Here is a 19,655-nt window from a genome sequence, read left to right as displayed (position 1 = left end):
ATGATGTTTTCATGGTCGCGCGCTGTCAATTTCTCTGGTGCAACGATGAGCTGGTCTCATGCTTATCATTGAAATGCCGTTGAGCGGGGACATTTTTTTGATCTGGTAGTCAGTTTCGTATCCGTTGATACAGCGGCCGGCGGAGCTGGCAAATAGAGTGATGTTACACAAACCACGCGGAACACTGAACTCCATGAAAGCGATACAGATTACCAAACTAGACGGCCCGACTTCGATTGAACTTGTGAACGTTGAGCCTCCAAAGCCGGCGCCCGATCAGGTTCTAATCAGTGTTCGCGCCGCTGGCGTTGGATTCCCGGATGTGCTGCAGTCGCGCGGGCTTTACCACGTAAAGCCCGCCCTGCCTTATACGCCGGGATCGGAGGTCGCGGGCGTCGTCGTTGCAGCCCCTGCGGATTCCGGGTTTGCCGTCGGGGATCGCGTCGCAGCAATCACGTCGTTTCAGGGTCCAGATCACGCGGCACTGCCGATGCTTGGTGGCTTCTCGGAGCAAGCGGTCGCAGCGGTAGACATGACATTTGCGCTTCCGGATGATGTCTCGTTCGAGAAGGGCGCCTCCCTTCCGCTCAACTACCTTACCGCCTACTTCGCCCTCATCGAGCGTGGTCACTTCGTGCAAGGTGAATCGGTGCTCGTCCACGGTGCGGCGGGTGGGGTGGGAACGGCGGCGATTCAGATTGCAAAGGCCTTCGGCGCTAGCCGGGTCATCGCCGTAACATCCACGCCTGAGAAGGGTGCCATTGCTGTTGCTGCGGGCGCTGACGAGTTCATCCCGGTCGAGGGATTCGCCAAGGCAGTAAAGACCTTCGGCGGCGTGGACATTGTCGTTGACCCGGTCGGCGGTGAGCGTTTTACCGACTCCCTGAGGTCGCTTAAGGCAAACGGACGAATCCTCATTCTCGGTTTCACAGAGGGCACGATACCCTCTGTCCAAGTCAACCGTCTGATGCTGAACAATACATCCGCGATCGGTGTTGGCTGGGACGCTTACAAGCACGTTGGGCGTATGCCATCCCAATGGGCGGCGATCAAGCCACATGTCCAAAGCGGGGCACTTAGTCCGGTCATCGGAACGAGCTACGCACTCGAAGACGCGTCGCGGGCTCTGCTCGCAATCGACCAGAGACTCGCAACCGGTAAGGTCGTACTCGTTCCGTAATTCTGTCGTAGCCCTGCATGTTGGTCCCACAGGGGCTGCGCGCGTAGATCAGATTGTGCGGGCAAACGTCGCCCGCCTTGGAGAAAAGGGAGCTGCTCATGACGCAACACGTACTTATCAATAACTCGGACGGAGTTCTCTCCATCAAGTGGAACAGGCCAGATCGCCTCAATGCATTCGACGCTTCGATGCTTGAGGATGCCGCACAGGCTATCAATGATGTACCCAACGATGTGCGCGCAATCGTGATCAGTGGCGAGGGTCGTGCCTTCAGCGCCGGAGGCGATTTCAAGAGCGGCATCACTATTGAAACCGTGGACAGCGGCCATCGTCTTGTGCGTGCGATTGTGCGTTCGCGTGTGCCCGTCATAAGCGGGGTCAATGGTCCTGCAGCTGGAATGGCGTGCTCCATTGCGGTCGCCGCTGACATTGCGCTCGCGAGGCGATCCGCTTATTTTCTACTGGCGTTTGTGAACATTGGAATGATGCCGGACGGCGGCGCAACGGAGTTAATTGGCGCTTCAATTGGCCGCGCACGTGCTAACAGTATGGCCATGCTTGGAAATCGGCTGTCTGCTGATGACGCAATGGAAGCGGGACTGATCTATCGATCGGTAGCCGACGAGGCTTACGATGCTGAGTTGGCGGCTCTGGTGCAAAAGGTCAAAAATGGACCTACCAAAGCGTTTACTGCGATGAAAGGCGCCATTTCGGCCACGACGCTGACCCATCTGGACGAGGCCCTTGACCGTGAGCGCGCAGGGCAAGTGCCACTCTTCGAAACGGAAGATGCAAAAGAAGGCGCACTAGCTTTCCGCGAGAAGCGCGAACCCGTGTTCCGCGGTCGATAGTCAATGCTGTAGTGAAGTGCCGACGTCGTCGGCAACCTCCTCGCATCGCGCCGGATGCCGCGTTGCTACCCGTAGCAGCTTACACAATTCGTTTCGCAAACGAATCGCATCGTACCGGCAATGTGCCGCAGACGTTGCGTTGCCGTCGCCGAGACCACGAAATGCTCGTGTTAGCGTCACGATGCGAGCCGATCGATCATCCGAAGTCTGGTAGCAACCCGGCGCTCGACTTCCTCTCGTCGGTGGTCTTGAAATTGAATCCGCACGCGTATCTGGAAACAGAAAGCTGCTATCGCCCGACGGATGGTCTGCGAGTTCGTGGAGAACGATGACGGCAGCGAGCGCCCCGCAATTCACGAACTGAACTGCACGTGCTGGAGGATCTACAGCATCAATCATTCGACGCGGGGCGTCGTCTCGGGTTACGCGTGGGGGCGACAGGCAGCAGATTATCTGCGGCAGGCTGGCATGCCTCGGCAGGAAAACAGGCTGGCTCTTGCATGACTGAATCTCCGAATTGCTAGACAATTTCGGAACACCAAAAGGAACCGGCATGACAGCGCATTATCAAGTCCAGGACGGTGTGGCCGTCATTTTGCTTGACAATCCTCCCGTCAATGGTCTCGGTCATTCCACAAGAGTGTGCATTGTAGACGGCATAGTGCGTGCACTTGACGACCCGGGCATCAAGGCGATTGTTCTCACGGGCGTGGGCAAGGCGTTCTCGGGTGGTGCCGATATTCGTGAGTTCGGCACGTCTAAGGCGCTGCAGGAGCCGAGTCTGCAAACAATAATTGATACGATCGAGGCGTCTGCGAAACCCGTTGTGGCCGCAGTTCATTCGGTTGCGATGGGCGGCGGCTTGGAACTGGCCCTCGGCTGTCATTATCGCGTCACGGTCAAGGGCACGCAGATCGCCTTACCAGAGGTGAATCTAGGCCTGCTGCCCGGGGCCGGTGGTACACAACGCTTGCCGCGCGTGGTCGGCTTGGAGACTGCGGTAAACATGATCGTGTCGGGCAAGACGATGGTCGCGGAGGTGTTTGCAGACACAAAGCTGTTCGATCACTTTGCGGCCGACGATTTGTTATGGGATGCCTTGAAGTTTGCGCGGGACGCTGCCGCGGCCGTGGGCCCGCATCCTCGCATACGCGACTTGCAGGTGCACCACGAAAACGCAGAAGCCTATCTGGGCTTCGTTCGCAATACGGTCGTGGCAAACGCAGGGGATTCCCCGGCTCCAGTCAAATGCGTGGACGCCATCGCGGCGTCGCTCAAGCAGTTCGATCAGGGCCTCAAGGAGGAGCGCGATGCGTTCCTCTACCTTCTGACCACCCCCGAATCGCGGGCGCTACGACATGCCTTCCTCGCCGAGCGCGCTGCGAGCAAGATCCCTGACGTGCCGTCGGACACGCCGGTGCGCGACATCAAGCAGGTGGCCGTGATCGGCGCCGGCACGATGGGCGGCGGCATTGCGATGAACTTCATCAACGCGGGCGTTCCGGTCACGCTGCTGGAAACCAAGCAGGAAGCGCTCGATCGCGGCCTCGCCACGATCCGCAAGAATTACGAAGCCACCGTCAAGAAGGGCAAGCTCAAGCCCGAAGCGCTGGAACAGCGCATGGCCTTGATCACGCCGACGCTCTCCTACGACGACCTGAAAAACGCCGACCTGATCGTCGAAGCGGTGTTCGAAGAACTCGGCGTCAAGGAGCAGGTGTTCAAGCGTCTCGACGAAGTGGCGAAGCCCGGCGCGATCCTGGCCTCGAACACGTCGACGCTGGATGTCGACAAGATCGCCGCTTTCACCAAGCGTCCGCAGGACGTGGTCGGCATGCACTTTTTCAGCCCGGCCAACGTGATGAAGCTTCTCGAAGTGGTGCGCGGCAAGAACACGGCGAAAGACGTGCTTGCCACCGTCATGAAGCTGGCCAAGAAGATCAAGAAGACCGCGGTGGTCTCGGGCGTGTGCGACGGCTTCATCGGCAACCGGATGGTCGAACAGTACAGCCGTCAAGCGGGCTTCCTGCTTGACGAGGGTGCGCTGCCCGAGCAGGTCGACAAGGCCATCGAGAATTTCGGCTTCGCGATGGGGCCTTTCCGGATGAACGATATGGCTGGTAATGACATCAGTTGGGCGATTAGAAAACGCCGCGCCGTCGAGCGCCCGTTGTTTGCGTATTCAAAGACGGCCGATCTGTTGTGCGAAACGGGGCGCTTCGGCCAGAAGGTTGGCGCGGGCTGGTACGACTACAGGTCGGGTGACCGCAAGGCGTACCCGAGCCAGCAGGTCAACGACATGATCATCCGGCATTCAGAGCACCTCGGTGTCACGCGGCGAAAAATCTCCGACGAGGAAATCGTCGAGCGTTTGATGTACGCGCTCGTTAACGAAGGCGCACTGATCGTCGAGGAAGGAATTGCATCGAAGGCGTCAGACATTGACACGGTTTATCTGAGCGGGTACGGCTTTCCGCGTTCGCGTGGTGGCCCGATGCAGTATGCGGATGAGGTTGGTCTGTACAACGTTGCGCAGGCGATTCGCCGCTACTCGAAAGGCTATCAGGGCAACGCGTGGCAGGTTGCGCCACTCCTGCAGACACTCGCGGATACAGGTATGGGTTTTAACGACTAGGTCAGTTCTTCGTCGTTTCCGGCCAGCGCAAAGGATGAAATGCGTTCGTGACCGCGGACGGTCCGACGTCGAAGCATATTGAGGAACAAGACATGAATGAAGCAGTGATCGTATCCACGGCGCGTACCGGTCTCGCGAAGAGCTGGAAAGGAGCCTTCAACATGACTCACGGTGCGACGCTTGGCGCCCATGCGGTACTGCATGCGATCTCGCGCGCAAGTATAGAGGGCGGCGAGGTGGAAGACGTGTTAATGGGCTGCGCGAATCCTGAAGGCGCGACAGGGACCAATATCGCGCGGCAGGCCGCCCTGCGCGCCGGCTGCCCAGTGACGGTCCCGGGCGCCACTGTGAACCGCTTCTGTTCGTCGGGCTTGCAGACGATCGCAATGGCCGCGCAGCGTGTGATTGCCGATGAGGGCGATATCTTCGTTGCGGGCGGACTGGAGAGCATTTCGTGGACGCAGCGGCAGTTGAACACACAATTCGCGAGTGACCCGTGGCTTGTGCAGCACAAGCCGGAAATTTATTGGAGCATGCTGCAGACCGCCGAGAACGTGTCAACTCGTTACAGGATTTCCCGTGAGCGTCAGGACGAATACGGCGTACGCAGTCAGCAACGCGCGGCGGCTGCACAGGCCGCAGGCCTGTTCAATGACGAGATCGTGCCGATGACGGTGATCGCCGGTGTGACCGACAAGGCCACTGGTCAGATTGTGACGAAGGAAGTGACGATTTCGGCTGACGAAGGCATTCGAGCGGATACGACTCTCGAAGGAGTGTCGAAAATTCGTTCAGCCACTCCTGGCGGCGTAATCTCGGCGGGTAATGCCTCACAGTTTTCTGATGGCGCATCGGCGACCGTTGTGATGAATGCGCGCGTGGCTGCTGCGAAAGGCCTTCAACCATTGGGCGTTTTCCGCGGATTCGCAGTGGCAGGATGCGAGCCGGATGAGATGGGCATCGGTCCAGTGTTCGCGGTTCCGAAGCTGCTAAAGAGGACGGGCCTGAGGATCGAGGACATTGGCCTGTGGGAACTGAACGAGGCATTTGCCGTGCAGGTGCTCTACTGCGCCGATCAGCTGGGCATTCCGATGGACCGCCTGAACGTGAACGGCGGCGCAATTGCGGTCGGTCACCCGTACGGAGTATCGGGCGCGCGGCTCGTTGGCCACGCACTTATCGAGGGCAGGCGCCGCGGCGTGAGGTACGTGATCGTCACGATGTGCATCGGCGGTGGTCAGGGCGCAGCAGGTCTTTTCGAAGTGCTTTGAACGGAGTGGTGTCATGTCACTGATTCTCTCACGCCGTGATCTAAACTTTTTGCTCTACGAGTGGCTCCGGGTCGAAGAACTGACGAGCATTCCCCGGTATGCGGACCATACGCGTGAAACCTTTGATGCTGCACTCGACACCTGTGAGAAGATCGCCACCGACCTATTCGCTTCGCACAACAAGAAGAACGACCAGCAGGAACCGTATTTCGACGGCGAAACTGTTCACATCATCCCCGAAGTGAAGATTGCGCTCGACGCTTTCAACGCAGCCGGTTTGATCGCTGCGGGGCAGGATTATGAACTCGGCGGTACGCAACTACCGCTGGTCGTGGAGAAGGCCGGCTTCGCATATTTCCTGAGTGCGAACGCCGCCACTGCTGGTTACCCATTTCTGACCATCGGCAACGCAAACCTGCTGCGCACGTACGGCTCGCCAGCGCAGGTCGATGCGTTCGTGCGACCTGAGATGGAGGGTCGTTTCTTCGGCACGATGTGTCTATCGGAGCCGCAGGCGGGCTCGTCACTTTCGGACATTACCACCCGTGCCGAATATGAGGGCGAGTCCGCGTTTGGTCAGCAGTACCGCCTGCGCGGTAACAAGATGTGGATCTCCGGTGGGGAGCATGAACTCTCGGAAAATATCGTACATCTGGTGCTCGCCAAGATTCCGGGTCCAGGCGGAAAACTGGTTCATGGCGTTAGCGGTATCTCGCTCTTTGTTGTACCAAAATACCTCGTCCGTGATGACGGCTCGCTCGGGGAGCACAACGACGTAGTACTCGCGGGTCTGAACCACAAAATGGGTCATCGGGGTACAACAAACTGTCTACTCAATTTTGGCGAAGGCGTCAAATATCGGCCAGGCGGCAAAGCTGGAGCAGTTGCGTATCTAGTGGGCGAACCCGGGCGGGGACTCGCATGCATGTTCCATATGATGAACGAAGCGCGCATCGGCGTAGGACTAGGTGCAGCAGTTCTAGGCTATACAGGCTACCTGCACGCGCTCGATTATGCACGTAATCGGCCGCAGGGGCGCGCCATCGGTAAAGGCCGAGCGGACCCCGCTAGCCCACAGGTTAGGCTGGTGGAACATGCCGATATACGTCGGATGCTGCTCGCGCAAAAAAGCTATGCGGAAGGCGCGCTGGCGTTGATCCTGTACTGTGCGAAGCTAGTTGACGAGGAGCGCGCCGCACAGGTTGGCGGCGACGCAGCCGCGCGCGAGCGCGCCACTTCGCTGCTCGAGATCCTGACGCCGATCGCCAAGAGCTGGCCATCGCAATGGTGCCTCGAAGCGAACAACCTCGCAATCCAAGTGCACGGCGGTTACGGCTACACGCGTGAGTACAACGTCGAACAGTTCTATCGCGATAACCGTTTGAATCCGATCCACGAAGGCACGCATGGGATCCAGGCATTAGATCTGCTGGGTCGCAAGGTGATGATGAAAGACGGCGAGGCATTGAGAATGCTCGGCGAGACGGTGCAGGCCGGCGTCCATAGGGCGCTTGCTAAAAAAGATACTGCACTCCACGAATATGCGAATGCGCTGGGCACTGCGATGGCGGGGCTTAAACTCGTTACGCGGCGACTGTGGGCGGCTGGAGATTCAAGTCTTACCCTTGCCAACGCATCGGTATATCTCGAAGCATTCGGCCACATCGTAGTGGCATGGATCTGGCTGGAACAGTCCATCGTGGCACATTCCGCTCTGTCGATGGATGGAAATAAGGAAGACGACTCGTTCTATCGAGGTAAGTTGGCTGCCGCTGCGTATTTCTTCAGATGGGAATTGCCACGCGTAACAACGCAACTCAATCTGCTCGAGACACTTGACCGGACCGCCCTCGACATGCAAGACATCTGGTTCTGATGTAGTTGATTGCTCGCTGTTCGACGGAAACGCTAAAGAAAACTACGGGGATGCGAAGGCCATCTCGAGGATAATCAGCCGTCGGACAATCTGTCGTTTTGATCCAAATATACCGTCGCACAGATCCAGCCGGTGAGTGTCGTTGACCATTTGACAAGATTCGTACGCATTTGCCGCCTTGAGTTGGAAATTCTCCGGAAAATTTATTCTACTGGCATCCCCTTGCATCCATCATTTCGATTGATTGCCTCGACATAGATCACGCGAAATGGAGCGAGACAATTGATTTTGTCCAACAGACGGCGCTGCACGTTGACGAGTGCGCTCGAGGCGGAGGCCGAAGCAACGCCATTCGCGGATTGCTTTGTTCCGTCGCACGTTGTGCTGGCTTATGCTTTACCCCGCACAACGTGCGACAGTCACGGCACGGTCGGTGAGACTCATTCAGCGGGGCGAAACATCTTGTCGTATATGGAATGAAGTGGCTTGGCGAACACGCGTCGAACCATGGGCTCGAAGAATGACAGCGGCAACGTGTCGTAATCTTTATCGAATGCCGGCGCATCGTATTTCTCACAAAACTAGGCAGTACGCTCGAACAGTTCCGGCTGATCGCGAAACCGATCCCGCATGTTCGGGTCCAGGCCGATGTTGTGAAAAAAATAATAGCCCTGGAAGACACCGTGATGTTGCACCATCCAGACATTTTCCGGGCTGACAAATGGCTTGAGCATGGCCGCAGCGATATCAGGATGATTGTAGCTGCCGAGGGTATCGCCGATGTCATGCAGCAGCGCACAGACCACGTACTCTTCGTCTCGTCCGTCCCGATGAGCCAGTGTGGCGGTCTGCAGGCAATGCGTGAGGCGAGCGACGGGCAAGCCGCCCCAATCGTCTTCAAGCACCTTTAGATGGTCGAGTACGCGGTCCGCCAGTGTGGCGGCATAAGGCCTGAGTTCTCCGAGGATGGCAGCCCAGTCTTCGGGGGTGCTTTTACCGATATGTGCAAAGGTGGCTTGTGCAGTCATGTCCTGTCTCCCAAATGTTTCTTCATCTGCGAAGAATTCGCGGCCTCGTCTACGACTGCGCTCGATTCACTGACCTGGCTGCCGGCCAATCCAGCAGCAATGCGTCACGGGCCGCGTGCGCTTTATTGACTGCTCCCGGTCCCTAGAAGTTGAATCAGCGTATCGCGCTGACCCTCATACGGTGTGCGGCCATGGGCGCACAGAACGTTGTCCAGAATCATGATTTCGCCGGGTAGATAGGGCTCGTCAATCAGGACTTCATCTTCAATCTGGCGCAGGAGCTCGACATCCTCGACGGGAATCTTGCCGCCATCGCCGAACCTAGGTTCGTTGGGATAACGCTTACCTTGTCGAAGATCCTCGGCCGTTAGCGTGTTATGCCAAAGCCTGTCGCCCTGGGGTAATGCGGTCTGATTGCTGATCTGATTAAACCAATGGCGCGTGCCGAGTACCGGATGAGTGACGAAACCGGATTTGTGGGCTTCGGTTTGCAGGCTGCCATCCTCCAGCCATTGCCATTCCATCCCGCCGGCTTCGCATGCGGCTTCGACCTCGGCCTTGTCTTCGGTGAAGAATGCCTCCTGCCATGGCCGATGCATGTTAAGAAACTGGCTGGTCCAGCCATCCGTCGGTACTCGTCCGTCGCGAAAATTGCGGCGATAGAGGACACCTCGCTTGCGCACCTCGTCGAGGATCCGCTGCGGGATCTTCGCTTCGTAGCGGCGAATATCGGCGATCGTGGTGGCTCCTCCGCCGCCACTCGGCACTACGTTGGAATAGAAGGCAAGCTTCAGCGGCCATTGCCGCTGATACGACATCTCTTGGTGTAGCTGGATGAAGCGGTCTTTGTCTGTACGTGTTGCCTCCATCACCCTGCCCGCGACCGCTGCGCGTGGCCCTCCACCGCCCTTGTACCCCATGGTCGCGGCGGGATAGTGCGACATCAGTTCGCGGAACTGCTCCGACCCCTTGACGGGAAACCCGCGGAGTCTCACGGCGCCGAATTCGAGCAGCAGTTTCTCGATGGCGTCTTCATGGGCGATCAGCCACGTATGAAAGGCAGAAAAATCCGACTTCAGGTGCTTGGATACGGGCAGGATGAACAACGGCATGCCCTGCGGATGCAGTTGCACTGTTACCTCGTCGTTCAGACCGGCGTGGCTGCCAGCAATGGGGGCGGAGGAGCGAATGTCTGTTTCGGAGTTGGACGGATTGACGGCTGTATGATTCATTTAAGTCTCCTTATCTTGAGGTTGGATTCATGACGCACTGCACGATTCAATGTCTCGCGCGATTCGCGTGATTCCACTGTATTTCCCGGTTCCGCAGTCCTATGTATCAATTGATACTAAATTCAATATTAAAATAGAAAAACGACTCTGCGACATAGGGCGATGATATGGGACCGGTCCATGGTGCGGCAGCGAAATAGGTGTAATTGCCGATGCCGGCCGTCTGACGATTAGGCATCCTTAAGCGAGCGACAGATTAGATTCGAGGTTAGCCCGTCTCCGGTTCTGGCGAAAATTAGTAAGCTCAATGGAGACCCTGTCGATCATGCGTTCCGAACAGAGGCGAAGAGCCACCTGGAACGCCTTCGATACTGCGCGATGAGTTCCCTTGGCAGGGAACGAAGGAGGCGTCGAATGAGGAATGCTCAAAGCACCGGGTTATCGGGCGAGTTCACGGCTGCTCGGGTTTCCGCAGCCTTGACGGGATTTCAGCCGACCGAAGAAACAGTTTCGCAGACGCGACTGGCACCGCTTGATCCAGCAAGTTCCCCGTTTTTGCTCCCGGAAGTAAGGGAGCTCCCGCGCAGCATTGCCAAACTGGGCATGGAACGCATTTTCGCCCGCGGCGTGTATCTATACCGTCAGGGCGCACCTGCCACGTCTTTCTACTACGCGCTGGCAGGCCGAATCCGGGTGTTCATGACTGGAATAGACGGGTCGGACCGGGACGTCGCATTTGCGGGACCTTGCACAACGATTGGTGAATACGGCATCTTTGATGACCAGCCACGTTACACATCCGCGGTCGCGGTTGAAGATTCGCGGGTCCTCGTGATTAGCCATGCCGCGATCATGTCAGCCGGTCGGGCTGACCCCGAGATCTTCATTGAACTAGCCCGTCGACTGGCGCAGAAGGGTCGCGTCGGGTGCATGCACATCATGTATGCGGGTTTTCCGGCGCGTGTGCGTGTGGCGACGCTGTTCGTCCAGTTGCTCCACGCATATGGAACACTGGAGGCGAACAATACCGCGCGTCTGTCAAAAAGTCACCGCGTTGAAGACTTTGCTCACCTTGTAGGGGTGACCCGTGTGACCATGAGTCGCGAACTTGCGCGATTTGTGGAGGAGGGAATTCTCCTGAAAATGGGTCGGGAAATCATTATCTCGGACATCGCTGCACTGCATGCCGTCGCCGACACTTCCGGGCTGGTACATCAGTACGCAAACGACTGACCATCATGCCGTTGAGATTCTCCGTCCGCATCCTGTCGAATGACCTTCCATGAATGACCTCCCGCCACGCGGTTTGTCGACTGTCGTGTGATGATATGAGCGCCGACGATGAGGATGTCAATTCGACTTCGCGGGGTTCTGTCGACCTACGTGACTGAACGTGTAGTGAAATCGCACGTGTTACAGCAGTCTGGTGGGCGGCGTGACCCGCAGGTAGCTAGTAAAAGCATCTCGCGAAATGGATATTCAGATTGCTCAACGATATAAGTCTGGCACGTCGAGACGCACGCCACCGCGCAATGAGGGGATGAACTCGAATTTGAGGGAATCGATCTCGCCGCTGTGTTCGTAGCCGTGATTACGCGCAGTCCCGCGCAGAGATGCGTAGCCGTGCTTGGTGACCGCACTTGACGGCGAAGCATGTCGAATAGCGCGGCGCCCCATCCGGCCGTCCTGTACTTCGCTCGAGTACCACAATGCTGCGCATCGACCTTCCCAGCATCGCACAGAATGTGCTTCCAGCTATGACGAAGACTCCTGCCAAAAATTTCCTCGGCAATCACGTGAATTTCCGCGTTCAGATGCCGCTTCGTCAGACGGACAGATATACGTTTCCGTCCGGCAGGCGGCGAGACGCGAGTGCATTCTTGCCGCGTCATTTTTATATCGATGCATCAATGCTACCGTCGCCGGGAGAGTCCTGTTCGGTGCGACGACCGGGCGCGAGTTGTCTCGGACTGAAATCGCATTGTGCGGCAGCTATCTTCGAGTGCGATTGAATCGAGCAAAGACGCTTTGCCCTCGGCGACTTGCCGGCGTGGTTCGACCGCATTGGTGATCCAGACATGTTGGGGAAGGCCGTCCCGAGCCGTGTCGATGCGCACTCAGTTATGTCCGCCAGCAGCGTCATTAGAGCAGAAATCCGGAGACGCAGAGAAACCCGCAACATTCAAGACCCCGGATGGCAGCACGCTTCGTGCCGGCCACCAGGGCTCAGCGTTCGCCGACGACTTCCCGCTGACGGCTATCAGTCGCACGCGACTTCATTAGTATTCGACCGCGCGGGAAAACCCCTGTATCGCGCCGTATCCATTGATACAGAGTTCCGTCCGCGGCTTTGTCAAACTAGTCAACAACGAGACGAATTACTTGGCGATTGTAGCGCTCGCGACGGGGCGCAGACTGATTTGGCTCTCACCCGCATGTTGCGGACTTCTCTGCATCGCGGCTTTGAGGTTGAAAGGGTAAGTCATGATTGAAGACGTACCGTTCGGGGATGTCGGACGCAACAGTATGAAAAAACTTGTGGCCGCGAGCGTGACTGGGACAGCTATTGAATTCTGCCAGTTTCTCAACTATGGAGAGCCCACGCACCGGTCTTCGACAAGGTTTCAGTCCTGACTCAGCGCATCATGGCGCGGGGCGAACATTCTCCAAAAAACCATCGAGTGCTTCGCTGACAAGAATCTCTTCGGAGTATCTATGTACAAATCATTGACCATCAACGACTTTCTGAATCGCGCGCTCGTTGCATACCCCGATCGGGTGGCGATCGTCGACGAAGAGGTTCAGCCCGCCAGGTCTTGGGGTGAGGTGACTTACGCGGAACTCGGACGTAAGGTTCGTGCGCAGGCCGCAACTCTGGACGAGATGGGAGTCCCCGTAGGGGCCCGTGTTGCTATCATTTCGCAGAATTCTGCGCGACTTATCTGTACCTTCTACGGAGTGTCAGGATGGGGGCGGGTCCTTGTGCCGGTGAATTTCCGCCTTGCTCCTGCCGAGATCCGTCACATCATGGCTCACTCAGGCGCGGAGGTTCTTTTGCTTGACCCTGAGTTCCGGCATCTTGCGGAGCTCGTCCCATGCCAGAGAACATTTGTCCTTGGGGACGACGATGACAGGATTTGGAGCAGCGCCGCGGACCCGGTGCCATGGGTCGAAGATGAGATGGCCACCGCCGTCATCAACTACACCTCGGGAACGACAGGGCAGCCGAAAGGTGTGCAGATGTCGCACCGGCACCTATGGCTAAACGCGGTAGTGTTCGGCTGGCAGACATCCGTCTCTGATAGGGACGTTTATCTGCATGCTGTTCAAGCATTCCACGGAAACGGGTGGGGGCAAGTCTATGCAGCGACTGCGATGGGGGTCAAGCACGTAGTCATGAGGAAGATGGATGGAACCGAGCTTCTCAGGCGCGTTCAGTTGCATGGCGTGACGTATCTAGGCGCCGCCCCAGCTGTGGTGACCGCAATCCTTGATGGCGCAAAGACCTGGAATGGTCCGATTCCCGGGCACGGCCGCTTGCGTATCATTTGTGGGGGTGCGCCCCCACCGACCCGAACAATCCAGCGCGTGCGTGACGAACTCGGCTGGGAGTTGATCCAGGTGTATGGCCTGACTGAGACTAGCACCTTACTTACGTTCAATCGCATGCGTGCGGAGTGGGATGATCTGGATTCGTTCGAGCAAGCCCGGTTGCTTGGACGTGCAGGCGTCCCGACTCTGAATGTGCAACTGAAGATTGATCCGAGCGGAGAATTGCTTGCACGCTCAAGTCGAATTCTCGATTCATACTGGAATGATCCTGAGGCAACTGCTAAGGCACATGACGGCGACTGGTTCAGAACGGGTGACGGCGGAGTCATTTCAGAGGGTTATCTTACGATTACTGATCGAATCAAAGACATCATCGTTTCAGGCGGTGAGAATGTCGACTCCGTTGAGGTAGAGAATGCGATGACATCGCATCCTGCTGTGCGCGATGTCGCAGTCATTGGGATTCCCGACGAAAAATGGGGAGAACTGGTTACGGCGATCGTCGTTCTTGAAGCTGGTCAAAACGTGACCGATGCAGAACTTATTGCACATTGCCGTCAACACGTGGCGGGCTACAAGTGTCCAAAACGCGTCGAATTTCGCAATGAGCTTCCTCGAACTGCTAGCGGCAAGCTACAGAAATATCTACTGCGCAAACCGTATTGGGAGAATCTCACGCGTCAAGTCAATTGACATATACGGTTCGGCACTTGAAGCGTAGCAGACAATCAAATCTCGCGTATTTAGCGGGACGCTATTGAACGTGATGTTAGGGAGGAGGGGGAAATGTTACGTTCCAATAATGTGTTGCTGGAAAGGAAGCTCGACAATCGAAAGTGCTGGCGTTTTAAGACGCGGACGGATGTTGTAATGTTCCATGGGGCCCATGATCAGGAGTTCATTCCTCATACGCACGACGTCATGACGGCAATTCTGGTGACTGCAGGGACAGTCAACGTAACGATTGACAGAGTGATTCGGCGCGTGGAAGCGGGACAAATGGTTCTGGTAGGTGCGCATCAAGTCCAATCGGCGTACCCGATCGATGGAAACAGTTGGGAAATTCGAAGCCTGCATTTTCCTCCAAGCTTGTTAGTCAAACACGATGATGCGTGGCGAAAAGCGAAAGGCGTGATTAGTTTTGCTAATCCCGTGTGTGGGAATCAAAGTCCAGACGTTGCGTTATTCTATGATCTCCACCGTGCGTCAGAAACGACTGAGCTGGTGACACAAGAAGAACTGCTGCTGCAGTCATTGATCCGGTGGTTTTCAGAAAATACCGATTCATTTGAGCCGCGAATGCCGTGGATCGGGCACTCGGATGTACGCCTCGAACGAGCCAGACACATATTGGCCAGTACCCTGTTCGAAAGAACGATGCTTGAAAGTGTCGCCGAGCAAGTTGGCTTTTCGACGCATTCGCTTATTCGTCGCTTCAAGGAACGTTACGGTTTGTCCCCTCATGCCTGGCGTATGCAAGCACGCGCTGGGGAGGCCGCAAAGCTCCTGATTGAAACGAATTCCATATCAAATGTTGCAATGAATTGCGGTTTCTCCGACCAATCACATTTGACCCGTATTTTCAAGAGTTCACTTTTGAGAACGATATGTCTGACATGAAAAAACATCTTAGCGACCTCTTTGACCTGTCAGGTCGTCTCGCCCTCATTACTGGCGGGTCACGCGGGCTCGGACTTCAAATCGCCGAAGCGCTCGGGGAGTTCGGCGCGCACGTCGTGTTGGTCGCTCGGAAACAGGCTGAGCTGGACGAGGCGGTAGCCGCTCTGGTCGCCGATGGGATTAAAGCGGACGCTATCGCAGCTGACTTGAGTCTTGAAGGAACTGCCGAGACGCTTGTGGAGGAGATCATGCGTCGTCACGGGCGAATTGACATTATCGTGAACAACGCTGGCTCTACTTGGGGGGCGGCTGCGGAAGACTATCCGACCGAAGGATGGGAGCGTGTGATGCGTGTAAATGTAACCGCACCTTTCGCGTTAGTACGCGCAGCCGCGAAGGAGGCTTTTTTGCCAAACGGACGTGGAGTTGTGCTAAACATCGCTTCGTCAGAAGGGCTTGGCGGTCACCATCCACAGATGATCGGCACTATTGCCTACAACACGGCGAAAGGTGCAATCGTGAACATGACAAGGGCCCTTGCCGCGGAATGGGGATCACGAGGTATTCGCGTCAACGCTTTGGCGCCAGGCTACTTCCCGTCGAAGATGTCGCGGATGACTATCAGTCAGCACGGTGACTACCTGTTGGCTCAAACACCGCTGGGGAGATTTGGTGGCGAGAACGATCTGAAGGGCGCCGCATTACTCCTTGCTTCCGACGCAGGTGGGCATATAACGGGGCAAATTCTTGTCGTCGATGGCGGTGCCATTGTGATCTAGGGGGGCGAGTTTTGGCGTGATTCTGATTGAACCGCGGGATGTCACCGACGTGACCGACTAAAAAACATCACGAACGATCTCCGCATTCAAGACCGATCGTCAAAATAGGTCGTAGCCAGATAACGAAGGAGCCTCTTCATGACGCAGACCGATCGTATTGCCCTGAGTGGCGCCCCAGGATCACCCTACACACGCAAGATGCTGGCTGTGCTGCGCTATCGTCGCATTCCTTATCGGCTTTTGATTACCGGTAGCGACATCACTGCCAGTCTGCCAAAGCCAAAAGTCGAACTGATGCCGACTTTCTACCTGCCTGGTCCTGGCGGGGAGCTGGAAGCTGTGGTGGATTCCACTCCAATCATCTGTCGACTCGATGCTGAGCGGAAAGGTCGCAACGTCGTCCCAAACGATCCGGCACTGGCATTTCTGGATGCCTTGATCGAAGACTATGCCGACGAATGGCTGACAAAGGCCATGTACCACTATCGTTGGTCCAACGACGAGGATATAGATAAATCGGCTCGTGTGCTGCCGCTATGGCATGGCATTTCGATGTCAGACGAGGCATACGCAGCATCTGTAAGGAGTTTCTCCGAGCGCCAGATCAGTCGACTCTACGTCGTCGGATCAAACGCGGTCACGGGCCCTGTGATCGAAGCCAGCTACCGCCGGTTTCTTGGAGCGTTCGAATCGCATCTGAAACTACAGCCTTTCATTCTTGGCCGCCGCCCCGGCGCATGCGACTTTGGTGTCTATGGGCAACTGACGCAGTTGGCCGGCTTCGACCCGACATCCATGGAGCTGACACTGAAGATCGCGCCTCGCGTATTCGCGTGGGTTGGGCTGATGGAAGATCTGTCAGGGCTGGAACCGGTAGACGACGACTGGATGAGTTTGGACTCAGTCCCTGCGACCTTAATCGATTTGTTAGGCGAGATCGGACGCGTCTACCCACCCGTGATGCTAGCCAACGCTCGGGCATTAGCGATCGGCTCCGATGCCGTCGAGACAGAGGTTGATGGGAAACCGTGGATGCAGGTGCCGTTTTCGTACCAAGGAAAGTGTTTGAAGTGGCTCCGGGCCGGACACGAAGCACTATGGGATGCTGATCGCGCTACGGTCGACGAGATTCTTGCCGGAACAGGTTGCGAAGCCCTGTTTCGATAAGAGTGGCTGGGACGTAGTCAGGTATGAAGAGCTACGGGATTTCACGATTGGAGAAATTTCAAACCTGTGATATCGCGCATTCTGTATGCCTGAAGATGTTCCATTGTCGCTCAAACAACGAACGAAACACCGAAGGAGTCAAAGATGGAACAAACCGACAAAGTCATGCGAGTTTCCGATGTCAGTTCTCTTCGGGCCTTGATCGATGTAGCACCGTTAGAGAGTGCTTGGGTCGAAATAGATCAAGTGCGCGTCAACGAATTTGCCGACGCGACGGGCGACCATCAGTGGATCCATGTCGATCCCGAACGCGCTGAGCGCGAATCGCCGTTCGGCGGCCCCATCGCGCATGGTTTTCTAACGTTGTCGCTGATTGGGGCACTGCTCGGCCGGACGGTCGAACTGCAGCAACGGACGGTCGTCAACTACGGACTCAATCGCGTGCGTTTCACCGCGCCGGTGCGTGTGGGTACGCGTGTGCGGGCTCGCTTCCAGGTGATGAACGTGACTGATGTCGAAGCCGGAGGCGTGCAAGTGATTTGGGACGTGACGCTCGACATTGAAGGCAGTGGCAAGCCAGCATGCGTTGCTGAGTTCATTACTCGACATTATTTTTAATGCTGCACAAACAGCGCCACTTGCCGCTTATAGGCACCCGACCCTGTTGTGCTCCCTCTAATCGTCATCTTTCGCATTAGACAGCGGAATGTAGCCGATCAGCTAACCGCCGGAACAAAATTTTCAACATCGCGACGATCTCGCAGACAAGTAGCAGGATCTGAATATCTTTCGCTACGCGGGCCAAATCCAGTGGATGTGAGTTGGTCCGCAATTTCGTTCAAGACAGAGAAGAATCGTTGGTCCATATTGATTCAGATATCAAAAAAACGGACCCGAGGAATTCTGAAAACAGAGGAGACGCAATGGAACACGGGATTTTTTCGGTGGACTGGATCGCCCATCACGCGAAGGTGTCGCCGACCAATGTCGCTTGTGAGGATGTGAGTTCGGGACGCGTGCGTACTTACGCTCAATTCGATGATCGGATTGCTCGCTTGACGTCCGGATTTGTGACGGTGTTTAACGCACTCCCGGGCGATCGCGTGCTCGTTCTTTCGCGAAACGACACTGACGTCCTTGAAATACAGTTCGCCTGCATGCGGACAGCGACGATTTTCGTGCCCTTGAACTGGCGACTGTCGATAAATGAACTGCAGTCGATCGTGGCCGACGCGGAGCCCGTGGCAATTTTTTACGGAGCAGAGTTTCGAAGCGTGGCTGAACAGTTAGCTTCGACTGCTTTGATCAAGCACTCGATTGAGATGAAGGCTGGGGAAAATAGCGAATACGAATCGTTCGTAAGTGCGGAGCCAATGCGGGAGAACTACGGGATCCGCAAGGAAGGGGACCTCTGGGCTTTGCTCTACACATCGGGAACAACTGGTCTTCCGAAGGGCGTGCAATTCACCTACGGCATGCAGTTGGCCGACGCGATTGCCATGGGTTCGGCGTTCCGCTTGAGCGCCGACAGTCGCAATCTGGTCATGCTGCCACAGTTTCATGCTGGAGGCTTGCTGCCCTTTACCAATCCCGTGTTCTTTTTTGGGGGCGCCAACGTCGTCGTTCGTGACTTTGAAGCGAGCGTGGTCCTGGAGCTTCTGACAGATCCAAAGAGACGCATAACACACACGTTAGGCGTTCCAACGATTCTCGAGATGCTGCTCAAGGAACCCGGATTTGAAAGACTTCGATCGGCGTCGCTTCAAGGATTCGCTTGCTCTGGAGCGCCCTGCGCTGCCTCTACGATTGAACGATATGCTGACGTGGAGGTGCCGGTGCGGCAGTGTTGGGGCATGACAGAGACGGGGCGATTCTCACTCGTTTCGCCGCTCGCGATGTCGGCTCAAAAGTATCGTTCGGCCGGTCTTCAAAGCATATTGGCTGAAATAATGATTGTTGGTCCGGATGATGAGCCCGTGCCCAATGGCGCGCTTGGTGAAATATTGGTGCGTGGACCGACCGTTACTTCAGGATACTGGAAAAGAGCTGAAGCAACTCGCGAATCGTTTACTTCGTCTGGATGGTTTCGATCCGGCGACATTGCTTATCGCGACGACGAGGGTTACTTCTACATTGTGGATCGCCGGAAAGATATGTTTATCTCCGGTGGCGAGAACGTCTATCCGGCCGAAGTGGAGCGGGTTCTTGGCCTTCTACCTGATATAGCTGAATGCGCAGTCGTGGGGATGCCGAACGAGAGATGGGGCGAAGTTGGTTGCGCCTTTATCGTTCGACGACAAGCTAGCGCGATCGGACCGGAAGAAATTCGTTCTCACTGTAAATTGCATCTTGGCGGATACAAGATCCCGAATGCATTCGTGTTTGTGGACACGCTTCCACGGAATCCAACCGGAAAGGTCGTCAAGTCGAGGCTCCGAGATAGTCTGAAAGTAGCATGAATCGC

Annotated in this window: 13 protein-coding genes and 1 pseudogene; 12 read left to right on the top strand and 2 right to left on the bottom strand. The window is 56.4% G+C overall.

Features of this window, described 5'->3' with window-relative positions; genetic code table 11:
* The first annotated feature begins 193 nt into the window (after positions 1 to 193).
* The 5 genes from ACUN0E_RS17400 to ACUN0E_RS17380 all read left to right on the top strand — a co-directional run bounded on the left by ACUN0E_RS17400 (position 194) and on the right by ACUN0E_RS17380 (position 7,813).
* Positions 194 to 1,180, top strand: a complete 987-nt coding sequence (locus ACUN0E_RS17400) for an NADPH:quinone oxidoreductase family protein (protein WP_445567391.1) — start codon at positions 194 to 196, stop codon at positions 1,178 to 1,180.
* A 98-nt stretch (positions 1,181 to 1,278) separates the two neighbouring features.
* Positions 1,279 to 2,031 carry an enoyl-CoA hydratase-related protein gene (locus ACUN0E_RS17395; protein ID WP_445567390.1) on the top strand — a complete coding sequence of 251 codons (753 nt, stop codon included), beginning with the start codon at positions 1,279 to 1,281 and terminating at the stop codon, positions 2,029 to 2,031.
* Between the two features lie 553 nt (positions 2,032 to 2,584).
* A complete protein-coding gene (locus tag ACUN0E_RS17390) occupies positions 2,585 to 4,666 on the top strand; it encodes a 3-hydroxyacyl-CoA dehydrogenase NAD-binding domain-containing protein (protein ID WP_445567389.1) in 2,082 nt (693 codons plus the stop codon).
* Between the two features lie 92 nt (positions 4,667 to 4,758).
* Positions 4,759 to 5,937 (top strand): acetyl-CoA C-acyltransferase, encoded by a 1,179-nt coding sequence (locus ACUN0E_RS17385; protein WP_445567388.1) that lies wholly within the window; start codon positions 4,759 to 4,761, stop codon positions 5,935 to 5,937.
* Positions 5,938 to 5,950: 13 nt separating this feature from the next.
* Positions 5,951 to 7,813 carry an acyl-CoA dehydrogenase gene (locus tag ACUN0E_RS17380; protein ID WP_445567387.1) on the top strand — a complete coding sequence of 621 codons (1,863 nt, stop codon included), beginning with the start codon at positions 5,951 to 5,953 and terminating at the stop codon, positions 7,811 to 7,813.
* Positions 7,814 to 8,253: 440 nt separating this feature from the next.
* Here the strand turns inward: ACUN0E_RS17380 and ACUN0E_RS17375 are convergent.
* Positions 8,254 to 8,841, bottom strand: a pseudogene (locus tag ACUN0E_RS17375) (HD domain-containing protein).
* Positions 8,842 to 8,963: 122 nt separating this feature from the next.
* The gene (locus tag ACUN0E_RS17370) at positions 8,964 to 10,073 is read right to left on the bottom strand and encodes a TauD/TfdA family dioxygenase (RefSeq protein WP_445567386.1); all 1,110 of its coding nucleotides are present in this window, start codon (positions 10,071 to 10,073) and stop codon (positions 8,964 to 8,966) included.
* Positions 10,074 to 10,487: 414 nt separating this feature from the next.
* Here ACUN0E_RS17370 and ACUN0E_RS17365 point away from each other — a divergent pair, with 414 nt between their 5' ends.
* The 7 genes from ACUN0E_RS17365 (at position 10,488) to ACUN0E_RS17335 (ending at position 19,650) form a co-directional block, all read left to right on the top strand.
* Positions 10,488 to 11,306, top strand: a complete 819-nt coding sequence (locus tag ACUN0E_RS17365; protein ID WP_445567385.1) for a Crp/Fnr family transcriptional regulator — start codon at positions 10,488 to 10,490, stop codon at positions 11,304 to 11,306.
* A gap of 1,482 nt (positions 11,307 to 12,788) precedes the next feature.
* Positions 12,789 to 14,318 (top strand): AMP-binding protein, encoded by a 1,530-nt coding sequence (locus ACUN0E_RS17360; protein WP_445567384.1) that lies wholly within the window; start codon positions 12,789 to 12,791, stop codon positions 14,316 to 14,318.
* A gap of 93 nt (positions 14,319 to 14,411) precedes the next feature.
* Positions 14,412 to 15,245: an AraC family transcriptional regulator gene (locus ACUN0E_RS17355; protein ID WP_445567383.1), complete on the top strand. Its 834-nt coding sequence runs from the start codon at positions 14,412 to 14,414 to the stop codon at positions 15,243 to 15,245.
* Complete coding sequence (locus ACUN0E_RS17350; protein ID WP_445567382.1) at positions 15,242 to 16,024, top strand: SDR family oxidoreductase; 783 nt, start codon at positions 15,242 to 15,244, stop codon at positions 16,022 to 16,024. The genes ACUN0E_RS17355 and ACUN0E_RS17350 overlap by 4 nt, the downstream gene beginning before the upstream one ends.
* Positions 16,025 to 16,162: 138 nt before the next feature.
* Positions 16,163 to 17,191 (top strand): glutathione S-transferase N-terminal domain-containing protein, encoded by a 1,029-nt coding sequence (locus ACUN0E_RS17345; RefSeq protein ID WP_445567381.1) that lies wholly within the window; start codon positions 16,163 to 16,165, stop codon positions 17,189 to 17,191.
* Between the two features lie 144 nt (positions 17,192 to 17,335).
* Positions 17,336 to 17,809, top strand: a complete 474-nt coding sequence (locus tag ACUN0E_RS17340; RefSeq protein ID WP_445567380.1) for a MaoC family dehydratase — start codon at positions 17,336 to 17,338, stop codon at positions 17,807 to 17,809.
* A 305-nt stretch (positions 17,810 to 18,114) separates the two neighbouring features.
* The gene (locus ACUN0E_RS17335; protein WP_445567379.1) at positions 18,115 to 19,650 is read left to right on the top strand and encodes a class I adenylate-forming enzyme family protein; all 1,536 of its coding nucleotides are present in this window, start codon (positions 18,115 to 18,117) and stop codon (positions 19,648 to 19,650) included.
* Positions 19,651 to 19,655: the final 5 nt, after the last annotated feature.

This window comes from Paraburkholderia sp. D1E, from assembly GCF_052682275.1.
The sequence above is the reverse complement of the archived record's forward strand: the minus strand, read 5'-3'. Positions and strand labels throughout refer to the sequence as shown.

What these genes read in the sequence shown, in the direction of transcription:
- ACUN0E_RS17400 (WP_445567391.1), top strand. Translation starts at nt 194, where the DNA reads ATGAAAGCGATACAGATTACCAAACTAGACGGCCCGACTTCGATTGAA.
- ACUN0E_RS17395 (WP_445567390.1), top strand. Translation starts at nt 1,279, where the DNA reads ATGACGCAACACGTACTTATCAATAACTCGGACGGAGTTCTCTCCATC.
- ACUN0E_RS17390 (WP_445567389.1), top strand. Translation starts at nt 2,585, where the DNA reads ATGACAGCGCATTATCAAGTCCAGGACGGTGTGGCCGTCATTTTGCTT.
- ACUN0E_RS17385 (WP_445567388.1), top strand. Translation starts at nt 4,759, where the DNA reads ATGAATGAAGCAGTGATCGTATCCACGGCGCGTACCGGTCTCGCGAAG.
- ACUN0E_RS17380 (WP_445567387.1), top strand. Translation starts at nt 5,951, where the DNA reads ATGTCACTGATTCTCTCACGCCGTGATCTAAACTTTTTGCTCTACGAG.
- ACUN0E_RS17370 (WP_445567386.1), bottom strand. Translation starts at nt 10,073, where the DNA reads ATGAATCATACAGCCGTCAATCCGTCCAACTCCGAAACAGACATTCGC.
- ACUN0E_RS17365 (WP_445567385.1), top strand. Translation starts at nt 10,488, where the DNA reads ATGAGGAATGCTCAAAGCACCGGGTTATCGGGCGAGTTCACGGCTGCT.
- ACUN0E_RS17360 (WP_445567384.1), top strand. Translation starts at nt 12,789, where the DNA reads ATGTACAAATCATTGACCATCAACGACTTTCTGAATCGCGCGCTCGTT.
- ACUN0E_RS17355 (WP_445567383.1), top strand. Translation starts at nt 14,412, where the DNA reads ATGTTACGTTCCAATAATGTGTTGCTGGAAAGGAAGCTCGACAATCGA.
- ACUN0E_RS17350 (WP_445567382.1), top strand. Translation starts at nt 15,242, where the DNA reads ATGAAAAAACATCTTAGCGACCTCTTTGACCTGTCAGGTCGTCTCGCC.
- ACUN0E_RS17345 (WP_445567381.1), top strand. Translation starts at nt 16,163, where the DNA reads ATGACGCAGACCGATCGTATTGCCCTGAGTGGCGCCCCAGGATCACCC.
- ACUN0E_RS17340 (WP_445567380.1), top strand. Translation starts at nt 17,336, where the DNA reads ATGGAACAAACCGACAAAGTCATGCGAGTTTCCGATGTCAGTTCTCTT.
- ACUN0E_RS17335 (WP_445567379.1), top strand. Translation starts at nt 18,115, where the DNA reads ATGGAACACGGGATTTTTTCGGTGGACTGGATCGCCCATCACGCGAAG.